The sequence below is a fragment of the Cloacibacterium sp. TD35 genome, from assembly GCF_028864635.1.
Classification (GTDB): domain Bacteria; phylum Bacteroidota; class Bacteroidia; order Flavobacteriales; family Weeksellaceae; genus Cloacibacterium.
Window position 1 is genome coordinate 792,286 of sequence record NZ_CP104850.1, and the last position, 20,115, is coordinate 812,400.

Here is a 20,115-nt window from a genome sequence, read left to right on the forward strand (position 1 = left end):
GAATATCAATTTTCGGGAGTTTTTATTTATATCAGTTCAATTTTGAAATTTTTAAAATTTACATCAGCATTCTTTGAGCTTTTTTTACCCCTTCTACTAAAGCATCTACTTCTTCTAAGGTATTGTACACTGCAAAACTCGCTCTTACGGTTCCTGCAATCTTGAAAAATTCCATAATAGGCTGAGTACAATGATGCCCCGTTCTTACAGCAATTCCCAGTTTATCCAGAATCATTCCAACATCCGAAGCAATTCCTATTCCTTCTAAATTAAAAGAAACTACACTGGTTCTATTCGCTTTTTCACCATAAATTTTGAGTCCATCTATTTCTAGAAGTCTTTTTTGAGCATAATTTAGTAGTTCATTTTCATGATTTCTGATATTTTCTACGCCTACTTTTTTCATAAAATCTATGGCTGCTCCTATTGCAATATTTCCGCCAACATTAGGTGTTCCCGCCTCGAATTTAAAGGGAAGTGCAGCATAAGTGGTTTTCTCAAAACTACAAGTAGCAATCATCTCACCACCACCATGAAAAGGCGCTAATTTTTCTAAAATTTCTTCTTTTCCGTAGAGAATTCCTACGCCCATTGGTGCGTACATTTTGTGACCAGAAAATGCAAAAAAGTCGCAGTCTAATTTTTGAACATCAATCTCGAAATGTGGAACAGATTGCGCTCCATCAATCATCATGAGTGCAGAAGAATTTTTTCTCACTTTTGTGATGATTTCTTCAATAGGATTGATGATTCCTAATGCGTTAGAAACGTGATTTACAGATACGATTTTAGTTTTTTCGGATAAGTTTTCATCTAAAAAATCCAGTTTAAGAATTCCGTTTTCGTCCATCGGAATAACTTTCAATTTTGCGCCAGTTCTTTCGCAAAGCATTTGCCAAGGAACAATATTGGAGTGATGTTCTAAATAACCGATGATGATTTCGTCATCTTTTTTTAAGAAATTAGAATTTCCCAAAGCATAGGCAACTAAATTGATGCTTTCTGTGGTTCCTCTGGTAAAAATTACCTCATAATCATGTTTTGCATTAATGAAATGTTGTACTTTTTTTCTGGAATTTTCCATTTCTTCTGTTGCCAATTGAGACAAAGTGTGAATTCCTCTGTGTACATTGGCATTGATTTCTTCATAATATCTTTTCCAAGTTTCAAGTACAGAAACAGGTTTTTGTGAAGAAGCTGCATTGTCTAAATAAACCAATGGTTTACCATTAACTTGCTGCTGAAGAATAGGAAACTGATTGCGTATGTCTTGTATATTAAACATTTTCTTTAGATTAAAAATAAAACCACTCTAAAACTTGTTTAGAATGGTTCAAAATTACGGAATTAATTATTAAAAATTCTAATAATTTCTTCTATTGCTTTAATTGGCAAACGTTTTCACAGCATTTTCGGCTAAAAATGCAGCTTGTACAGAACGGCCTTTTTCGTCTTTGGCTTCATTGTTAAACTTCCCAGTTCTTACCACTACCATATTTTTTTCAGGAATTACGATGATTAATTGGCTAGTAAATCCCCAGAAATGATAATACTTATAAGGCGCATCATTATTAATCCAAATTCCCAAACCATAGATTCCATTAGAATGTTGAGTTGGAGTAATCATTTTTTGAATGTAGGTAGAATCAATCAGTTGCTTTCCGTTCCAATTACCTTTTTGAAGCATCAATTGTCCTAATTTTGCATAATCACGAGGGATAGCATTGATACAGCAGAACGTTTTTTCCATTTTATTGTCTTCATCTACATTCCAGTAAGCGTCTGATTCCATTCCTAGAGGTTTCCAAAGTTTTTGAGAAGCATAAGTAGAAAGCGGAACATTAACCGCCTTTCTAATGGCAAATCCCAATAATTGCGTAGCTCCAGATTGATATTCAAATCTGCTTCCTGGTTTTGCCTCAAACTGAGGAGATTTTAAGAGTGCTTCTGCCATGTTTTTACCGTAATAGATTCTAGGATTCTGTAAAAAGGGGTTTCTGTAATCTTCATCCCAATAATAGCCAGCTTCCATTGCGGCTAAATCTCTTAAGGTTAACTCATTACCATGTTCTACTTCGTTAAAATTGGGGTAAAAATCAGTAAACTTTTGATTTTCTGATTGTATTTTGTGGTCTTCTATTGCCAATCCCATTAATAAAACGGTGATGGCTTTTGCCATAGAAAAAGAATTGGTTTGTGTGGTAGGTTTGTATTCTCCGAAATATTCTTCATGGACTAATTTTCCATCTTTTATCACCAAAAATGAAGCTGAATTGGTAGATTTTAAATTGTCAACGATGTTTTTCGGTAAAGAAGTTTTATTGTATAACGAATCTTTTTGCCAAGGTTGTGCAACTCCTTTTTCTATGTTTCTAGACGGAAAATCTACACCATCATCTATGGTAGCGCTGGTTTCTCCTTTGAGATAAGTAAGTGCAATGGCATTAAAAAGATGTTGATAATTAAAAGCATAAGCCAGAGCAATTACTGTTGCTAAAAAAAGTAGAATTCCAAAAAAGAGGTTCTTAAGAGTTTTCATAAATCATTTTTTTCAAATTTAAAAAATATTTTAAAGCAAAATTATATTCGCTAAAAATATGATAAAACTCAGTGATATAAATCATTTTGGGCGTTTTTCCTAAAATAATATCTTAGCCGCCATAACAAACAAAAAATAACAATGAGAAAACTTTTATTTTTAGCGGGAATACTATTTACCGTAAGCGTAAGTGCACAAAATTGGCAAGTAAGATTAAGAGGTGTAGCAGTTCAGCCAAACGAAAAATCTGAGGTGAGCGCAATTGGAGGAGATGTTAATATCTCTAATTCATTTATTCCAGAGTTAGATTTTACTTATTTCTTTAACAAAAATTTTGCCGCAGAATTAATCTTAGGAACTACAAAACACGATGTAGTAGATGAAAAATCTGCTCTAGGAGATGTAGACTTAGGAAGTGTTTGGTTATTGCCACCAACTCTTACTTTACAGTATCATTTTTATCCAACTAAAACTTTTAAACCTTATCTAGGAGCAGGTCTTAATTATACTATTTTTTACGGAGTAAAATCTGGCGCTGTAAAAGATGTGAAATATGATAATGCTTTAGGTTTTGCATTGCAAGGAGGGGTAGATTATATGTTAACTGATAAGTATTTCTTAAACATAGATATTAAAAAACTTTTCTTGAAAACAGATGTAGATGTAGACGCTTCTAATGCAGTTCCAGGTGCTACAAGTGTACCAGCTAAAGTAAACATCGATCCACTTTTAATTGGCTTTGGTGTAGGAATGAAATTCTAATATTTCACTATAAACTAAATTATGAAAAATCCCTAAGAATTTTCTTCGGGATTTTGTTTTAATATTTTTTGAAAGAATTAAATCTTAGAAAGTAATGTTCTGAAATTTACTTTTTCATCAATAATTCTGCGTAAATCTTCTACTTTCACACGCTCTTGCTTCATGGTATCTCTTTCTCTTAAAGTTACCGTTCCGTCTGCTAAAGAATCGTGGTCTATTGTAATACAGAAAGGCGTTCCGATGGCGTCTTGTCTTCTGTAACGCTTACCGATACTGTCTTTTTCTTCAGAAATAACATTGAAATCATATTTCAAATCATTGAATATTTTTTCTGCGAATTCTGGCAATCCATCTTTTTTCACTAATGGCAAAATCGCTGCTTTTACAGGTGCTAAAGCAGGCGGAAGTGATAAAACTGTTCTCTCTGAACCATCTTCTAGCACTTCGTCTTTCAAACAATGAGAGAATAATGCTAAGAACATTCTGTCTAAACCGATAGAAGTTTCTACTACGTAAGGCACATAGCTTTCATTTCTTTCTGGGTCGAAATATTGTAGTTTTCTACCAGAATGTTGCTCGTGTGCAGATAAATCGAAGTCAGTTCTTGAGTGAATTCCTTCTAATTCTTTGAAACCGAATGGGAATTTAAACTCAATATCAGCAGCAGCATTAGCGTAGTGCGCTAATTTTTCGTGGTCATGGAATTTATAATTTTCTTGTCCTAGCCCAAGCGCCAAATGCCAGTTGAGACGTTTTTGTTTCCATTCTTCATAGAATTTCAATTCCGTTCCTGGTGGTACAAAGAATTGCATTTCCATTTGTTCAAATTCTCTCATTCTGAAGATGAATTGTCTTGCAACAATCTCATTTCTAAATGCTTTACCAATTTGTGCAATTCCGAAAGGCAATTTATGACGAGAAGTTTTCTGTACATTTAAGAAATTCACAAAAATACCTTGTGCGGTTTCTGGTCTCAAGTATAAATCCATCGCACTTTCTGCAGACGCTCCTAACTTAGTCCCGAACATAAGGTTAAACTGTCTTACATCTGTCCAGTTTTTAGAACCTGTGTCAGGATCAGCAATTTCTAATTCTTCAATGAGTGCTTTTACATCTGCCAAATCATTATTTTCCAAAGATTTTGCCATTCTTGCAAGAATGGTTTTTTGTTTTTCTCTGTATTCTATAACTCTAGGGTTGGTAGACTCAAATTGTGCTTTATCAAAAGCATCACCAAATCTTTTTGCCGCTTTTTCGATTTCTTTTTGTGCTTTATCTTCTAGTTTTGCACAATAATCTTCAATCAAAACATCTGCACGGAAACGTTTTTTAGAATCTTTATTGTCAATCAATGGGTCGTTAAAAGCATCCACGTGTCCAGAAGCCTTCCAAGTAGTTGGGTGCATTAGGATTGCAGAATCCAATCCTACAATATTCTCGTTCAGTTGCACCATTGCTTTCCACCAATATTGTTTGATATTATTTTTCAGTTCTACACCATTTTGTGCATAATCATATACTGCCGAAAGTCCATCATAAATTTCAGAACTCGGGAAAATAAAACCATATTCTTTTGCGTGAGAAACTACCTTCTTGAAAACGTCTTCTTGTTTTGCCATAACTTTTGAATTGAATTGCAAAAATAGGGAATTTGTAGCAATTTTTTGCTTTTTTTCAGGAGCAACCTGTTTTGTGTATTCTTTGAAATTTGAGTCCCGCTTTCGCGACTCGCAATCCCGACAAATCGGGATGCGCTCAAACAAATCGCTCCATCGGGGCTAGAAACTTCGTTTTGGTTTTTCTTACATTCCCAAAAACCCAATCAGCGAGAGATTTTATTTTAATATTTAAAAAGTCAAAAGCTTTTGTGCTTTTTGCGTTTAAAAAAAACGTAAATTTGTAAAACCTTTTTTCAAAATGTACAAATCACTTCTTCGTCCGATTTTTTTCAAATTTGATCCTGAAAAAGTTCATCATTTCACCTTTTTTGTCCTCAAAAATTTCGGTTTCTTAACCAGATTATTTTTCCCAAAACCTATCGAAGATAAACGTCTCGAACGTGAATTATTCGGCTTGAAATTCAAAAATCCAGTAGGTCTAGCTGCGGGTTTTGATAAAAATGCAGTTCTTTTTAATGAATTAGCAGATTTAGGATTCGGATTTGTAGAAATAGGAACAGTAACACCAAAAGCACAATCTGGTAATCCGAAAAAACGTCTTTTTAGATTGATAGAAGATGAAGGAATTATTAATAGAATGGGCTTTAATAATGCAGGTTTAGAGCAAATTGTAAAAAACCTTAAAAGAGAAAAGCACCAGATTATCATTGGTGGAAATATTGGTAAAAACACAGACACTCTACCAGAAAACTATACTGCAGATTATGTAGAATGTTTCCGAGGTTTGCACGATTATGTAGATTATTTTGTACTGAATGTAAGCTGCCCGAATGTTTCTAGTCACGCCAAGTTAGAAGACGCAGAATATTTAAAGGAACTGATTACAGAAGTTCAAAAAGTGAATGCTGAATATGCTCATCCAAAGCCTGTTCTTCTGAAAATTGCTCCAGATCTCAATAAAATTCAACTCGATGAAATCGTAGAATTGGTTGCAGAAACCAAAATTGATGGAATTATCGCCACCAATACTTCTGTTTCAAGAGATAACTTAAAAATGCCAAAAGAAACTTTAGAAAAAATTGGAAACGGCGGACTTTCGGGGAAACCAATCCGTGAAAAAAGCACAGAAGTCATCAGGTATTTGGCAGAGAAGTCTAACCGTTCCTTCCCAATCATCGGCGTGGGCGGAATTCACAGTGCTGAAGATGCCATCGAAAAATTAGAAGCAGGTGCAAGTTTGGTGCAGATTTACACAGGATTTATTTACGAAGGTCCGGGATTGATGAATCAGATTAATAAGAAGATTTTAGAAAAATCATAAAAAAACAGAGTTAACGGCTCTGTTTTTTATTTTTTAGAAATGATAACTTAAGGCAATTCCATTTCCTGTCGATTGAAATTTAAAATAGGGATTAAAAGCAGTTTTTTCACCGTTTTCTATCTCTACAGCTTTTTTCAGTTTAGATTTTACACTCAGCGAAAAAGGTAGGGATAGTAAGGTTACTCCAGCTCCTATACCAAAAACACTCCAACCAGCATTTTTATAAGAATCTTGGTCTATGTTTGGGTCATTGCTTCCTGAAATCCCCATGATAAAACCAAATCCCATTAAAAATCCGCCAGTGAATCCTAGAACATTTCCTATAGATTTATTTGCTCTAGCACTTGTTAAAATGCTTTTAGCTTCTTCATTTTTAAAAATAATATTATAATGTTTTAAACCATAGGTTTGGTTATTGTAAATAAAGAAATTCCCATTTTCGGAAAGAGAAATTTTTTGAGTTTGATTTGTAAAAGTGTTTTCTTGCGAAAAAATAAATTGAATAAGGACTAAAGTAAATAAGGTAAATAGTTTTCTCATGAATAATAGTTTTGATTGTTCTAATTTAGCAAGTCTATATCAACTGCGAAATACTGTAAATTAACAAACCAACTAAGCCGCCAACTAAAGTCCCATTAATTCTAATAAATTGTAAGTCTTTCCCTACTTCTAATTCTAGCTTTTCGGAGAGTTCTTTTCCTTGCCAGTTTCCTACAGTATCTGCAATTAAATCACCAAATTTATTGGTGTTTCGCAAGATGTATTTATAAGCAGTAACTCTTACCCAATGGTCAATTTTATGCTGTAGTTTTTCGTCTGTTCTTAGGTTTTCAGAAAATTCAGCAATGTTTTTGTGAAGGTAATTTTTGAGCGAAGAATGTTCTTGGGTCAATTCTTCCGTCAATGTTTTTTTCAAAGAAACCCAAATATCATGGGAATATTGATGAATTTTTTCTGGTTGCAGAAAATCATCTTTCATCGCATTGAGTTCTTGTTCGTATTGAGGATTGATTTTGATTTCAGAAGAAAAATCGAATAATTTTTGAGTGATTTCTTTTCTCAAAGCATGGTTGGGGTCTTGCTCTACTTCCTCAAAATATTTAGAAAGTCCAGAAGTGATTTTCTCAGCGATTTTATCATCTACAAAACTTGGGATAAGTGTAAAACTTTCCTTCTTTACACGTTCTCTCACCATTTCGTGGTGTTCCAGAATATAGTTTTTGATTTGCGCAGAAAGACTGGTAATGAGTTTTTGATGGTCATTTTTTTCGAGAAGATATTCCATTCCATTTCCTAAAATTTGGTTGATTTTAATATCTCCCGTCATTTCTTTCGCTTTTTTGCTGATAAAATTTACCACAGCGTCATCTTCTAATTTATTGAGAATATCCAGTACGATTTCTGATAAATTTTTCACCAAAGCAGAGGCGTTTTTCTCTTTCTGAAGCCATTCTCCAATGAAATGAGAAACCTTCAAATTCTGTATGTAAGGTCTTATATTTTGCGGCGAAAGAAAATTAGTAACCACAAAATTTCCCAGATTATCGCCTATTCTTTCTTTGGATTGTTCAATTAAATTGGTGTGCGGAATTTTTAATCCAAGTGGATGATGAAAAAGTGCTGTCACGGCAAACCAATCTGCCAATGCGCCCACCATCGCTGCTTCGGAGAAGGCTTTTACATAACCTACCCAATGTCCGAAATTTTGATATTTCTGAAGATAAGTCATCGTCAAAAAAATACAAGTCATCAAAACGAAAAGTCCAGTTGCGAGCATTTTATGATTTCTGAGTTGGCGTTTTTTTATTTCTTCATTCATCTCAATAATGATTATCGAAATTTTTTATAAAGATACGAATCCTAAAAATTCTTTTCTTTCTATTTTTACCAAACTTTATTATAAAATTTTAAAAAAATGAAAAACTTGTTTTTTCTTTTAAGTTTAATTTCTTTGCAATTTTGCTCACAAGTACAAAAACCAAAGTCAATGGAAAATCAAACCGTCAAAAACCCATATTATTCTAGAACAGATAAAACGAAACTGAATGTTTCTAATGCAGAATGGAAAAAAATTCTTCCTACAGATTTATATTATGTAGCGAGAGAAGCAGATACGGAGCGTCCTTTTACTGGCAAATACAATGATTTTGACGAATTAGGGGAGTATTATTGTGCGGTTTGCGGCAATCATTTATTCAGAAGTTCTTCTAAGTTTGCATCTACTTGTGGCTGGCCAAGTTTCTTCGAAGCAGATAAAGAAGGCGTTTCTTACAAGAGAGATTCTTCTCACGGCATGGAAAGAATAGAAGTGCTTTGCAAGCGTTGTGATTCGCATCTCGGTCACGTTTTTAATGACGGTCCAGAACCTACAGGAATGCGTTATTGTATGAACTCTGTAAGTCTAGATTTTCAGAGAGATTCTGATAAAAAGTAGCATTTCTATAATTTCCAATCTCTATATATTATGTTAAATAGAGTTAAATAAAAGTTAATTAATTTTAATTTAACGTATTGGCTTTTAGTGTTTTGTATTTTTGCCCGACTAAAAATACCAAACCCCGAAATTGATGAAGAAATTATTAATAGTATTGACAGCAATATTGATTATTGCCATGTCATTTTACAAAAAACCAAACTCAGAAGTTAATTCTAAAAAACCCTTATCAACTAAAGTTGAAAATAATTCTGTTAAAACAACAGAACTTAGTGAAGCTGAAACTTTATACAATGCTATAGAATTCAACAACTCCAATAAACTTGAATTAGATGTTTTTGAAAAAGCAGTTATAGGTTTCAATAATTTAAAAAAAGCAGGGAAAATAGATGAAGACAGTCATCTTTTAACTGTTTGTGACTTTTCACTTTCGTCTACTCAAAAAAGACTTTGGGTAATAGATTTAAATGATAAAAAAATATTGTTTAATTCTCTGGTAGCGCACGGAAAAAACACGGGTGAAGAATTTGCCAGAAAATTTTCGAATACAGAAAGCTCTCTTCAAAGTAGCCTTGGTTTTTACGTTACAGAGTCTACTTATAACGGAAGTAATGGTTTTTCACTAAAGCTTCACGGAATGGATAAAGGCTTTAATGACCGAGCTTTACATCGTGCAATAGTGATGCATGGAGCAGATTACGTGAGTGAAGATTTTATAAAAACTCAGCGTAGAATTGGTAGAAGTTGGGGTTGCCCAGCTGTTCCGACAGCATTAGCAAAACCAATTATCAATACGATTAAAGATAAAAACGTAATATTTATTTATTATCCAGACGAAAATTATCTTTCATCTTCAGTGTGGCTAAATGCTTAATAATTGATATAAAAGAAAAAGGATTTCAAAATTTTGAAATCCTTTTTTATTTGTTTAAAAATTTACATCAAATCCCACATAAAAATTGGCAGGCATGATGGGCGCATAAACCATTCCTCCGTCAAAATAATTCCCGAAAGGATTTTGTGCATCTACAATCGGATTTTTTTGTCGAGTTCCAGTCAGGTTTTCGCCACCGAAATACGCTCTGATGTTTTTATTGAAATTGTGAGCAATTTGAGCGTTCCAAGTCATATAAGCATCAGAAAATTCTGGTAACTGTAAATGGGTTGGATTAGAAGCGGTATTCGGAATTCTCTGTTTCCCTACGTATTGAACGGTTGTATCAAAGGTCCAAAAAGCATCTTTTCCTTCTTTTTTAGTGCTATAAGCTGCATTAAAAAATCCCCTGTTTTTCGCCATGAAAGGAATTTCTTTTCTTCCGCTAGCAAAATCTGCTTGTACATCATAATACTTGTACGCTACTCTGAAATCTAGATTTTTTGCCACGCTAAAGTCTAATTGTGTTTGAAGTGAATTGGCAAATGATTTTCCGTCTAAATTATAGAAAACGATTTTCTGTGGATTTTCTAAATCTACTAAAACTTGATTTTGGAAATCTGTTCTGAAGAAATCTGTAATCCAACTTGCTTTTTTGCCAAAAAGTTTGAAATCTTGTTGTAGGCTTGCTCCATAATTCCAAGCGATTTCTGGTTTTAGACCGTATGTTTTCCCTCCGTTTTGTGAAATTTCTACACTTCTGTTTGATGCAAAAAACTGTTGGTTTTCTGCAAAAATATTGGCTGTTCTAAAGCCTTTTCCAGCAGAAAGTCTCAAAATGGTTTTTGGCGAAAAGTCATATTTGAAATTAATTCTCGGCGTGAATTGAGTTCCTGCTAAATTGTGAAAATCTACACGCGAACCCGCTACCAAAGTGTATTTAAGCCCTGTTAAAGTATATTCAAAAAACAACCCAGGAACGGTTTCTGTTCTTTGGAAATTTTGAGCTAAATAATCTTCATTATAATCATCATATAAAAAACTTGCTCCAGTTTTATATTTATGATTGGTATTCCCAAAAATAGATTCAAAAATTAAGTTAGAATAATAGGTTTTCTGTTCTCCAAAATAATTTCTAAGACCAAAAAAGCTGTTTTGTTTATGATACGTAAATTGGTTCATCAAACCGATGCTTTGGTAAGGTTTTCCTTTGAAAATATAACCGGTCTTGTTCCAAACTTGAAAACGATTGATGTCAATATTTACGCCATATTTATTCTGTGAAATTTGCGGGAGTTTTTCATCAAAACCAACTTGTCCTGCAATTCTTTTGTCTACTAAATATTGAATCCCAAAATGTGAACCAAAACCGGAGTTTTCTAAATCATTGTAATCCAATAAATAGGCTGCATTGATTTGATTTCCTTTTGGTCTGTCAAGGAAGGTGTCATTGTTATCATCCATTTCGCCCACGGTTGCATTTCCGTGCAGTAAAATAGATTGTCCCCATTTTTCATTTAGTTTAGAAGTAGAAACAATGTTCGCTTCGTATCTTCCATTAAAATCTGCAAAAAGATTCACAGAATTTTCTGGTTCTTTATTGAATTTTACAAATTCTGTATTGATTTGTCCTGTAATGCTTTCGTAACCATTTACTACGGTGCTTCCTCCTTTTGTTAATTGAATTCCTGAAATCCAACGACCGGGAATGAAGTTTAAACCATAGGCAGAAGCCAATCCTCTGATTTCTGGTAAAAGTTCTTTGGTGAGAGCGGTGTATTTTTGGTCTAAACCAAGCATTTTCAATTGTTTGGTTCCAGTAATAGCGTTAGAAAAAGAAACGTCTACTGTTGCATTGGTTTCAAAACTTTCAGAAAGATTACAACACGCTGCTTTCAATAATTCTTTTGAATTAATATTGAAAACCAAACCCGCTTCTTTTTTATTGAGAGTAGTTGCTTCTTGATATTTGGTAAGTTTTACACCTTCTATGGTTTTCTCTTTTTCGGTGTGTTGAGAATGGTCTTCAGTATGTTCTTCGGAATGACTTTCAGAAGATTCTGTATGTTCAGAATTTTTAGCAGCGATAGCCTCTTCGAAACTAGCGGCTCTATCATAATGACAGCATTCTGGTAAAGCAGTGTATGTATCTTCGTCTGTTTTATATTTTTCGTTGTCGTGGCCTACATCTGCAATGTTTTTCAGAAGTTTATCCAAAGAAATTTTAGAAATGTCAAATTCCACTTCTAAGGTTTGTGTTTCTGGCGACCAAGTTGCGGTTTTGGCACCAGATTTTAGTGCCGTTTTTTCTATTCTAGCTTTACACATTCCACATTCACCTTTTACTAAAGCTTTTTCTTTGGTGATTTGTGAAAAGGTAATTTGAAATACGAATAAAAGGAGTAAAGTCAGAAGACTTTTCTGTATATTTTTCATTTTTAATAAGTTAAATAAATTTTGTTGAAATAATTTTTCAGAATAAGCCACAGTTATGGCTGTAAAATTTTATTTAACCTATTTTAGGCGGTTGCCATATCGCAATAGAAAGTTGAGATAAATAAGGGGCTAAGTAGAAATTTTCTACCTTATTAGAAATAGCGTGCGAAGAAATTTCGCCCAAAGATTTATCCGTTTCTTCGCCAATGAACACTACGCTTAGTGAACAAGAGTTACATTTTGCACAATTGCTATTGCATGATTGTGATTTTTGGGAAGTGTCATGACACGGAGCCGATTTTTTCGATGAACTACAGCAGTCTTTATCTGATTTTTCTGTAGTGCAACAAGCTGTTTCTGTATTTTGGGCAAAGAGCATTTGATTAGGAACGATAAACATTCCCAATGCGAAAATCATTACAATTATTTTTAAATGCTTTGCCATTTCAGGAGCAAAATTATAAAAAAAAACTTTGCCAAAATACATTTGTTGAGTTTTTGACAAAGTTTAACTTTTTTGTGATTAATTTTTTTCCAGTGGATTATTGTTGGCTTTCGCTTCTTCTTTCAGCCTTTCTTCCATCATTTTTCTTCTCTCAGCTTCATTTTGTGGATTTTGGTTTCCTCCCATTCTCATCCCGAAACCGCCACCGCCGCCTTGATTTTGGAAAAATGACATTGGGTCTTTAGAAAATTTTTCTTGCTGTTTTAAGAATTCGCTTCTTTTCACTTTAATATTATTGCCAAATCTACTTTCGAAGTCAGGGAGTTCAGCAATTTTTTTGGTTTCTTTTAAGTCAAAAGAATAATCTCCATTTTCGTCTTCTATTTTTACGATTAATCCTGGCAGTCCAGAAAATTTATAAGGCCCATCTATAAAAGGAAGGTCTTGTGTAAACCAAGCAAACCATTTTCTACCCGCAAAAGTAGTTTCTGCTTTTTGAGTTTCGTATTCACCGATTTTTACGGTTTCGGGTAAGATTTTCCAATTAAATGTTCTGTCTTCATCATACCAATATTGGTCTCTAGCGATTCTGTCTTTGTAAGTAATGGTTTTGGTAGCGTGATTTTTTTCGATGGAATAATTGATAGCAGTTCTGAATTGCTCCATAGAATTTCTGTCAAAATTGAAATTTCTGGTTTCCATCGCTTTACGAATGGTAGAATCTCTTTTCATTCTTTTTTCGCCATAGAAAATAGATTTTTCTTTAGAGATATCTAAGTATGCATTTTCTATTTTAGGAGCTGCGGTAGAATCTGTCTTCATAGAAACTTGATATACAAAACGAGTATTTTGTGAAAAACTGAGTGCTGAAATGAGTCCTAAAAATAATATTCCTATTTTTTTCATGTATAAATTTTCTTTTTTGATGATAAAATTTTCCCAAAGTTAAAATTTATCTATGAAATTCATAGACAAATATTTCGCAACAAATTTGATATTGATTTGAAATGTAGTATTTTTGCAATCTAAAATCATTCTAAATAAAAATAATGATTAAAGTATCAGATTTAGCAAAAGAAAAAGCATCTCAATTAATGAAAGAAGATGGCTTCAACCCAGAAACTGACTATATTAGAGTTGGGGTAAAGAGTGGAGGCTGTTCTGGATTAGAGTATGTTTTGAAGTTCGACAAAGAAAAAACAGAAGCTGACCAAGTTTTTGAAGACAATGGGGTAAAGATTATTGTAGATAAAAAATCATTCTTATACCTTGTTGGGACCACTTTAGAATATTCTGGTGGTTTGAATGGAAAGGGTTTCGTTTTTAATAATCCAAACGCTGCAAGAACTTGTGGCTGTGGGGAATCATTTAGTTTATAAGTATGGCAAAATATACAGAAGATGATTTGAGGGAAGACCTCAAAACCAAAGAATACGAAGCTGGTTTTTATACAGATATTGAGTACGAAGATTTTCCAACGGGATTGTCTGAAGAAATTGTGCGCATGATATCTGCAAAGAAAAATGAGCCAAGTTGGATGACCGAATGGCGTTTAGAATCTTTCAGGATTTGGCAAAAAATGGAAGAGCCAGATTGGGCAAATATTCAATATGAAAAACCAAATTTTCAGGCGATTAAATATTACGCTGCTCCAAAAGTAAAACCAGAATTGGAAAGCTTAGACGAGGTAGACCCAGAATTACTGAAAACTTTCGAAAAGTTGGGAATCAATATCGAAGAACAAAAGCGTTTAGCTGGAGTTGCAGTAGATATTGTAATGGATTCGGTTTCTGTGAAAACTACTTTTCAAGCAACTTTGAAAGAAAAAGGAATTATTTTCTGCTCTATTTCTGAAGCGATTAAAGAGTATCCTGAGTTGGTTCAAAAATATATTGGTAAAGTCGTTCCTAGAGGTGATAATTTCTATGCAGCTTTAAATTCTGCTGTTTTTTCAGACGGAAGTTTCTGCTACATTCCAAAAGGTGTAAAATGTCCGATGGAACTTTCTACTTATTTCAGAATTAATCAGGCAGGAACTGGTCAGTTTGAGAGAACTTTGGTAATTGCCGATGAAGGAAGTTACGTTTCTTATCTGGAAGGTTGTACCGCTCCAGCAAGAGATGAAAACCAATTGCATGCTGCAGTGGTAGAATTAATCGCGATGGACAATGCAGAAATTAAATATTCTACCGTACAAAACTGGTTCCCAGGAGACGAAAATGGAAAAGGTGGAGTTTATAACTTTGTAACGAAGAGAGGTTTATGCGAGAAAAATGCTAAAATTTCTTGGACTCAAGTAGAAACAGGCTCTGCCGTAACGTGGAAATATCCTTCTTGTATTTTGAAAGGTGATAATTCTGTGGGCGAATTTTATTCGATAGCAGTGACTAATAATCACCAATATGCAGATACAGGAACCAAGATGATTCACATTGGTAAAAACACCAAATCTACGATTATTTCTAAAGGCATTTCGGCAGGAAAATCGAACAACTCTTATCGTGGTTTGGTTAAAGTAATGCCTTCTGCTAAAGGTGCGAGAAACTTCTCTCAGTGTGATTCTCTTTTAATGGGAAATGAATGTGGGGCGCACACTTTTCCATACATCGAAATCAAAGATCCTTCTGCACAGTTAGAACACGAAGCTACGACTTCTAAAATTGGTGAAGACCAAATTTTCTACTGTAACCAAAGAGGTATCGATACAGAAAAGGCAATTGCACTAATTGTAAATGGTTTCAGTAAAGAAGTTCTAAATAAATTGCCAATGGAATTTGCGATTGAAGCACAGAAATTATTAGAAATTTCATTAGAAGGTTCTGTAGGATAATTTTTAAATAAGAAAATATACAAAATGTTAAAAATAAATAACTTACACGCCAAAATTGAAGACGGCGTAGAAATTCTGAAAGGAATTAATTTAGAAATAAAACCAGGCGAAGTTCATGCAATTATGGGTCCGAATGGTGCTGGTAAATCTACCCTTTCTTCTGTAATTGCAGGAAAAGAAGATTACGAAGTAACCGATGGAGAAATTCTTTTCGAAGGAGAAAATATCATAGAAGACGCTCCTGAAGAAAGAGCGCACAAAGGAATTTTCCTTTCTTTCCAATATCCAGTTGAAATTCCGGGAGTTACGGTGACTAATTTCATCAAAGCAGCACTTAACGAAACCAGAAAAGCAAATGGTTTAGAGGATATGCCTGCTAAAGAAATGTTGGCCTTAGTTCGTGAAAAATCAGAATTATTAGGAATCAAAAAAGACTTCCTTTCTCGTTCGCTTAATGAAGGTTTCTCTGGTGGTGAAAAGAAAAGAAATGAAATCTTCCAAATGATGATGCTTAATCCTAAATTGGCTATTCTAGACGAAACAGATTCAGGTTTGGATATTGACGCGTTAAGAATCGTAGCTGATGGTGTAAATGCTTTCAAAAATGAAGGAAATGCAGTGCTGTTAATTACTCACTACCAAAGATTATTAAACTACATTCAGCCAGATTTTGTACACGTTTTAGCAGATGGTAAAATCATTAAAACGGGGGATAAATCTTTGGCATTAGAACTCGAAGAAAAAGGATACGATTGGCTCGTAAAATAATGAAAATTGTAAATTAAAATGAGTTTATTCGAACAAGTAGAACTTCAAAAACCTTCACTTTCTGGGAGCAAACTTCAGGCTTTAGAACAATTCTTGAGCAAAGGTTTTCCGACCAAAAAAGACGAAGAATATAAATATACCCATCTGAAGGAAATTGTAGAAAAAGATTACAATTTTTCTGCTTCAGAGCACCATTCTATTAGCAAAAAACAATTAGACGAGCTTCACTTAGGTGAAGAACATTTTGATTGGATTGTTTTTGTGAATGGAAAATTACATAAAGAATTATCTAATATTTCTGTAGAAAATGCGGAGTTTTTAACATTGAATTATGCACTTTCTCATGAATCTTATTCAGCAATTATTAAAAATCATTTGAATACAATTGCTAATCAAGATTTAGCTTTTTGTAATTTAAATGAAGCACTTCATGAAAATGGTTTCTTCCTTCACGTTCCGAAAAATGTGGTGATAGAAAAGCCAATTCATGTGTTCTATCTTTCTCAAAGTCAGGAACAGAACACTTTTTATAATACTAGAAATTTATTAGTAGTAGAAGAAGGTGCGAAAGTAGAAGTGATAGAGTCTCATCATAATTTTGATGAAACTTACGTGTTTACCAATTCTGTAACCGAAATTTTTGCAGGTAAAAATGCAAAAGCAGATTGGCATAAATTACAGAATGATAGTGATACTTCTTATTTGGTAGATCACACTTTTGCAAAGCAAGAAAGAGATTCTTTGGCAACCGTAAATACATTTTCTTTCGGTGGAAAATTGGTGAGAAATAATCTAGATTTCATTCATAACGGAGAAAACATCAACTCGTTTATGAACGGAATTACCATTATCGGTGGAGAGCAGTTGGTAGATCATCACACAGCGGTTCATCACAACCAACCGAATTGTGAATCTTATCAGAATTACAAAGGTGTTTTCAAAGATAAAGCTCACGGGGTTTTTAACGGGAAAGTTTTTGTAGATAAAATTGCTCAAAAGACCAATGCTTATCAGCAAAATAATAATATTTTGTTAGACGAAGGCGCTACAATTGATACTAAACCTCAGTTAGAAATTTTTGCAGATGATGTAAAATGTTCTCACGGTTGTACAGTTGGTCAGCTGAATGAAGATGCTCTATTTTATCTAAGAGCAAGAGGAATTTCTAAAAAAGAAGCGCAGGCTTTATTATTGTACGCTTTTGCAAATGATGCGATGCAAAATATTGATATTGAGCCTTTAAAGTTGAAAATTTCTAAACTTTTAGCAGAAAAATTAGAAGTAGAGATTGCTTTTGAGGATCTTGATTAGAAATTTATATTTCTGACTTATTTTCAAAAATCTTATAATTAAAAAACCAGAGGAAAAAACTGAAATTTCAGGCTTTCCTCTGGCGGATAATTAATTGGATTTTAAAGATTATTTAAGGTAGTTTTCTACTAGTGCTACCCAATATCTAGCTCCAATTGGCAGCAACTCTTGATTAAAGATATATTTAGGATGGTGTACCATATAGCTATCACCATTTCCTACCATACAGTAAGTTCCTTGTTTTTTCTCTAACATAAATGCGAAATCTTCACTTCCCATGTAAGGATGAGCGTCTGTATAAACGTTTTCTTCGCCAAAAGTTTCTTTGGCAACGTTAGAAGCCCAGTGCGTTTCTTCGTCAGAGTTTACAAGAACAGTTCCAGGAATTCCTTCGCGAATTTCATAACCACAGTTAAACGCTTCAGCTTGTGCTTTGGTAATTTTTCTAATTTTATCTAGCACCATTACACGATCTTCAGGATCCATATTTCTAATACTTAAACGGAGAATGGCAGTCTGTGGAACGGCATTTCCTGCGATTCCTGATTGGAAAGCTCCTACATTTACTACAGAAGTATGCCATGGAGAAAGATTTCTAGAAACGATAGTCTGAAGCGCCATTACTAAAGATGATCCGCAAACAATTGGGTCAATTCCTAATTCTGGCATAGAACCGTGGCTTCCTTTACCGGTTAATTCTATTTCCCAGTTGTCTACTGCAGCCATAAATTTCCCAGTATTGAAATAGAATTTTCCAAATTCTAATCCTGGCATATTATGCATTCCGTAAACAGAATCTACAGGGAATTTTTCGAAAAGACCATCTGCAATCATTGCAGGAGCTCCTTCCATTGTTTCTTCTCCCGGTTGGAAGAATAAACGAACGGTTCCGTTAAAATTCTTGGTTTCTGCTAAATATTTTGCAGCGCCCAAAAGCATAGTGGTGTGAGCATCATGACCGCAAAGGTGTGATTTGCCTTCTACTTTACTTTTATAAGATAAATCATTGTCTTCTACGATTGGTAGGGCGTCAAAATCTGCTCTTAGACCGATGGTTTTAGGACTGTCGCCAACCTTAAGAGATGCTACAATACCTGTTTTACCTACGCCTTCTACTATTTCCCAGTCACCAATTTCTTTCAGTTTTTCTACAATAAATTTTGCAGTTTCAGTTTCGCACATTGCCAATTCTGGCATTTGGTGCATATGATTCATCCATGATACTAGAGTATCTTTGGTGGTTTGTATTTTATCGAGAACTTCAGTGCTCATAACTTTATATTTTTACTTTATTAGATTTTAATTTTCAAACTACTATTCACCTTTTTTACCTTTAGGAACGGTCATCGAAATTGATATAATGGCCATAATTACCATAGCTAGGTTTACTCCTAAAGCAATCATAGCTGCTTCTCTGATGACTACATTGTCTTGTCTTCCTACAAAATCTACCATACCTGTTAACCATTCTATTGGGCTTCCAACTCCACTTAATGCTGTGAAGATACTTGCAGAAATAGCTACGCCTAATGCTCCACCTAGAGAAGAAGCCATTTTGTAAATTCCAGCTCCTGTTCCAGCTTGGTCTGCAGGAAGGTTAGAAAGCGCTGCGTCTGTAGAAGGTGTTGCATAAAAAGCTAAACCTAATCCAAAAAGAGTGTACGCTACAATAGCTAATATTTTATAAGTTCCGATTAAGGTATTGGTAAACATTAATAGAATGATTGATAATCCCACGATTAATGAACCCCAAATCATTGGTTTTCTTGCACCGAATTTTTGTAATAATTTTTCACCCACTCTAATGAAAGCTACAATTGCGATTGCGTATCCTAAAGTTAGCATTCCAGATTCTTGTGAAGTAAGACCTCCACCTACTTGAACTAAACCAAGAGATACAATTAAGATACCAGCAGTAGCATTTAGTAAGAAGTTAGAAATAGTAGCACCCGTGAAAATAGAATTTTTGAATAATTTAAAATCAACGAATGCGCTAGCGTTTTTAGATTCTAATCTGTAGAAAATAAATCCGAAAACTAAGAATGATGCTATAAGTCCTAAAGAAATTGGGCTAGACCAACCGAATGTACTTCCTTTAGTTAAGAAAAGCATTAAACCGATGATAGAAAACATGAAAGTGATAACACCAGCAAGGTCAAATTTATAATCAGCTTTTACTTCACCTTTACTTTCTGGAGTTCCTTTTACCATAAAGAAACCAATGATAGAAACTAATACGGTAGCCCAGAAAATGTATCTCCAACCAAAGTTAGAGGCTACTAATCCACCAAAAAGTGCACAAAATCCTGAACCTCCCCAAGAACCAATTGACCATAAACTAATTGCTCTTTGTCTACCAGCTCCGTCCCAATATGCTTTTACTAAAGCTAAACTTGCAGGCATTAATGAAGCGCCAGAAAGTCCCTGGAAAATTCTACCCAACATTAATACTGGAGTAGATAAAGCTCCTGTAGGAGTTAAAGCTACAAGTGCTGAACCTATAATACTGAATATAAAACCAATCTGTACCATTTTTACACGGCCTACTCTGTCTGCCAAACCTCCTAGTACCACAATAAAAATACCAGAGAATAACGAGGTAATAGAAACCGCAATATTCATCATATTTTGTTCCATTCCTAAATCTTTAGCCATTCCCACATTTATATTTAATGTAGTTTGTGCGAATAGCCAGAAAGCTAAAACCCCAAGAATTATACCGTATAGTAAACGATCATTACCTTGAAAAGTCTGAGTTGCTGCTGTTGTTTTCATA

18 protein-coding genes are annotated in these 20,115 nt (G+C 34.1%); 8 read left to right on the top strand and 10 right to left on the bottom strand.

Annotation, left to right across the window (positions count from 1 at the left end; translation table 11 throughout):
• Positions 1-58: 58 nt before the first annotated feature.
• On the bottom strand, positions 59-1,285 hold the full coding sequence (locus N7277_RS03565) for an aminotransferase class V-fold PLP-dependent enzyme (protein ID WP_274780375.1): 1,227 nt from the start codon (positions 1,283-1,285) through the stop codon (positions 59-61).
• Between the two features lie 99 nt (positions 1,286-1,384).
• The gene (locus N7277_RS03570) at positions 1,385-2,539 is read right to left on the bottom strand and encodes a serine hydrolase domain-containing protein (RefSeq protein WP_274780376.1); all 1,155 of its coding nucleotides are present in this window, start codon (positions 2,537-2,539) and stop codon (positions 1,385-1,387) included.
• Between the two features lie 141 nt (positions 2,540-2,680).
• Here N7277_RS03570 and N7277_RS03575 point away from each other — a divergent pair, with 141 nt between their 5' ends.
• Positions 2,681-3,301 (top strand): OmpW/AlkL family protein, encoded by a 621-nt coding sequence (locus tag N7277_RS03575; protein WP_274780377.1) that lies wholly within the window; start codon positions 2,681-2,683, stop codon positions 3,299-3,301.
• 77 nt (positions 3,302-3,378) lie between these two features.
• Here N7277_RS03575 and N7277_RS03580 read toward each other — a convergent pair whose 3' ends face one another.
• A complete protein-coding gene (locus N7277_RS03580) occupies positions 3,379-4,920 on the bottom strand; it encodes a glycine--tRNA ligase (RefSeq protein ID WP_274780378.1) in 1,542 nt (513 codons plus the stop codon).
• 298 nt (positions 4,921-5,218) lie between these two features.
• Between N7277_RS03580 and N7277_RS03585 the strand changes: the two genes are divergently transcribed.
• Entirely contained in the window at positions 5,219-6,241 is a 1,023-nt protein-coding gene (locus N7277_RS03585; RefSeq protein WP_274780379.1) for a quinone-dependent dihydroorotate dehydrogenase, read from the top strand.
• A 33-nt stretch (positions 6,242-6,274) separates the two neighbouring features.
• Here N7277_RS03585 and N7277_RS03590 read toward each other — a convergent pair whose 3' ends face one another.
• Together N7277_RS03590 and N7277_RS03595 are read right to left on the bottom strand one after the other, a co-directional pair.
• Positions 6,275-6,781: a hypothetical protein gene (locus N7277_RS03590; protein ID WP_274780380.1), complete on the bottom strand. Its 507-nt coding sequence runs from the start codon at positions 6,779-6,781 to the stop codon at positions 6,275-6,277.
• Positions 6,782-6,815: 34 nt separating this feature from the next.
• A complete protein-coding gene (locus N7277_RS03595) occupies positions 6,816-8,060 on the bottom strand; it encodes a DUF445 domain-containing protein (protein ID WP_274780381.1) in 1,245 nt (414 codons plus the stop codon).
• 96 nt (positions 8,061-8,156) lie between these two features.
• Between N7277_RS03595 and msrB the strand changes: the two genes are divergently transcribed.
• Positions 8,157-8,675 carry a peptide-methionine (R)-S-oxide reductase MsrB gene (msrB, locus tag N7277_RS03600; RefSeq protein ID WP_274780382.1) on the top strand — a complete coding sequence of 173 codons (519 nt, stop codon included), beginning with the start codon at positions 8,157-8,159 and terminating at the stop codon, positions 8,673-8,675.
• A gap of 133 nt (positions 8,676-8,808) precedes the next feature.
• Entirely contained in the window at positions 8,809-9,549 is a 741-nt protein-coding gene (locus N7277_RS03605) for a murein L,D-transpeptidase catalytic domain family protein (protein WP_274780383.1), read from the top strand.
• 54 nt (positions 9,550-9,603) lie between these two features.
• Here the strand turns inward: N7277_RS03605 and N7277_RS03610 are convergent, their stop codons facing one another.
• From N7277_RS03610 to N7277_RS03620, 3 genes are all read right to left on the bottom strand, one after another.
• The gene (locus N7277_RS03610) at positions 9,604-11,985 is read right to left on the bottom strand and encodes a TonB-dependent receptor domain-containing protein (RefSeq protein ID WP_274780384.1); all 2,382 of its coding nucleotides are present in this window, start codon (positions 11,983-11,985) and stop codon (positions 9,604-9,606) included.
• Between the two features lie 73 nt (positions 11,986-12,058).
• Entirely contained in the window at positions 12,059-12,430 is a 372-nt protein-coding gene (locus tag N7277_RS03615) for a hypothetical protein (RefSeq protein WP_274780385.1), read from the bottom strand.
• 78 nt (positions 12,431-12,508) lie between these two features.
• Positions 12,509-13,336, bottom strand: coding sequence for a GLPGLI family protein (locus N7277_RS03620; RefSeq protein ID WP_274780386.1), 828 nt, complete (start codon positions 13,334-13,336; stop codon positions 12,509-12,511).
• 143 nt (positions 13,337-13,479) lie between these two features.
• On the opposite strand from N7277_RS03620, the gene N7277_RS03625 reads away from it, so the two are divergent.
• The 4 genes from N7277_RS03625 to sufD are packed head-to-tail and all read left to right on the top strand — an operon-like array spanning position 13,480 to position 17,339.
• Positions 13,480-13,809 (top strand): HesB/IscA family protein, encoded by a 330-nt coding sequence (locus N7277_RS03625; RefSeq protein WP_274780387.1) that lies wholly within the window; start codon positions 13,480-13,482, stop codon positions 13,807-13,809.
• Positions 13,810-13,811: 2 nt separating this feature from the next.
• Positions 13,812-15,260 (top strand): Fe-S cluster assembly protein SufB, encoded by a 1,449-nt coding sequence (sufB, locus tag N7277_RS03630; protein ID WP_274780388.1) that lies wholly within the window; start codon positions 13,812-13,814, stop codon positions 15,258-15,260.
• Positions 15,261-15,284: 24 nt separating this feature from the next.
• Positions 15,285-16,028, top strand: coding sequence for a Fe-S cluster assembly ATPase SufC (gene sufC / locus N7277_RS03635; RefSeq protein ID WP_104793115.1), 744 nt, complete (start codon positions 15,285-15,287; stop codon positions 16,026-16,028).
• A gap of 18 nt (positions 16,029-16,046) precedes the next feature.
• Entirely contained in the window at positions 16,047-17,339 is a 1,293-nt protein-coding gene (sufD, locus tag N7277_RS03640) for a Fe-S cluster assembly protein SufD (RefSeq protein WP_274780389.1), read from the top strand.
• 108 nt (positions 17,340-17,447) lie between these two features.
• Here sufD and N7277_RS03645 read toward each other — a convergent pair whose 3' ends face one another.
• Positions 17,448-18,611, bottom strand: coding sequence for a M20 aminoacylase family protein (locus N7277_RS03645; RefSeq protein WP_274780390.1), 1,164 nt, complete (start codon positions 18,609-18,611; stop codon positions 17,448-17,450).
• 42 nt (positions 18,612-18,653) lie between these two features.
• On the bottom strand, positions 18,654-20,114 hold the full coding sequence (locus N7277_RS03650) for an MFS transporter (RefSeq protein ID WP_274780391.1): 1,461 nt from the start codon (positions 20,112-20,114) through the stop codon (positions 18,654-18,656).
• Position 20,115 lies beyond the last annotated feature (1 nt).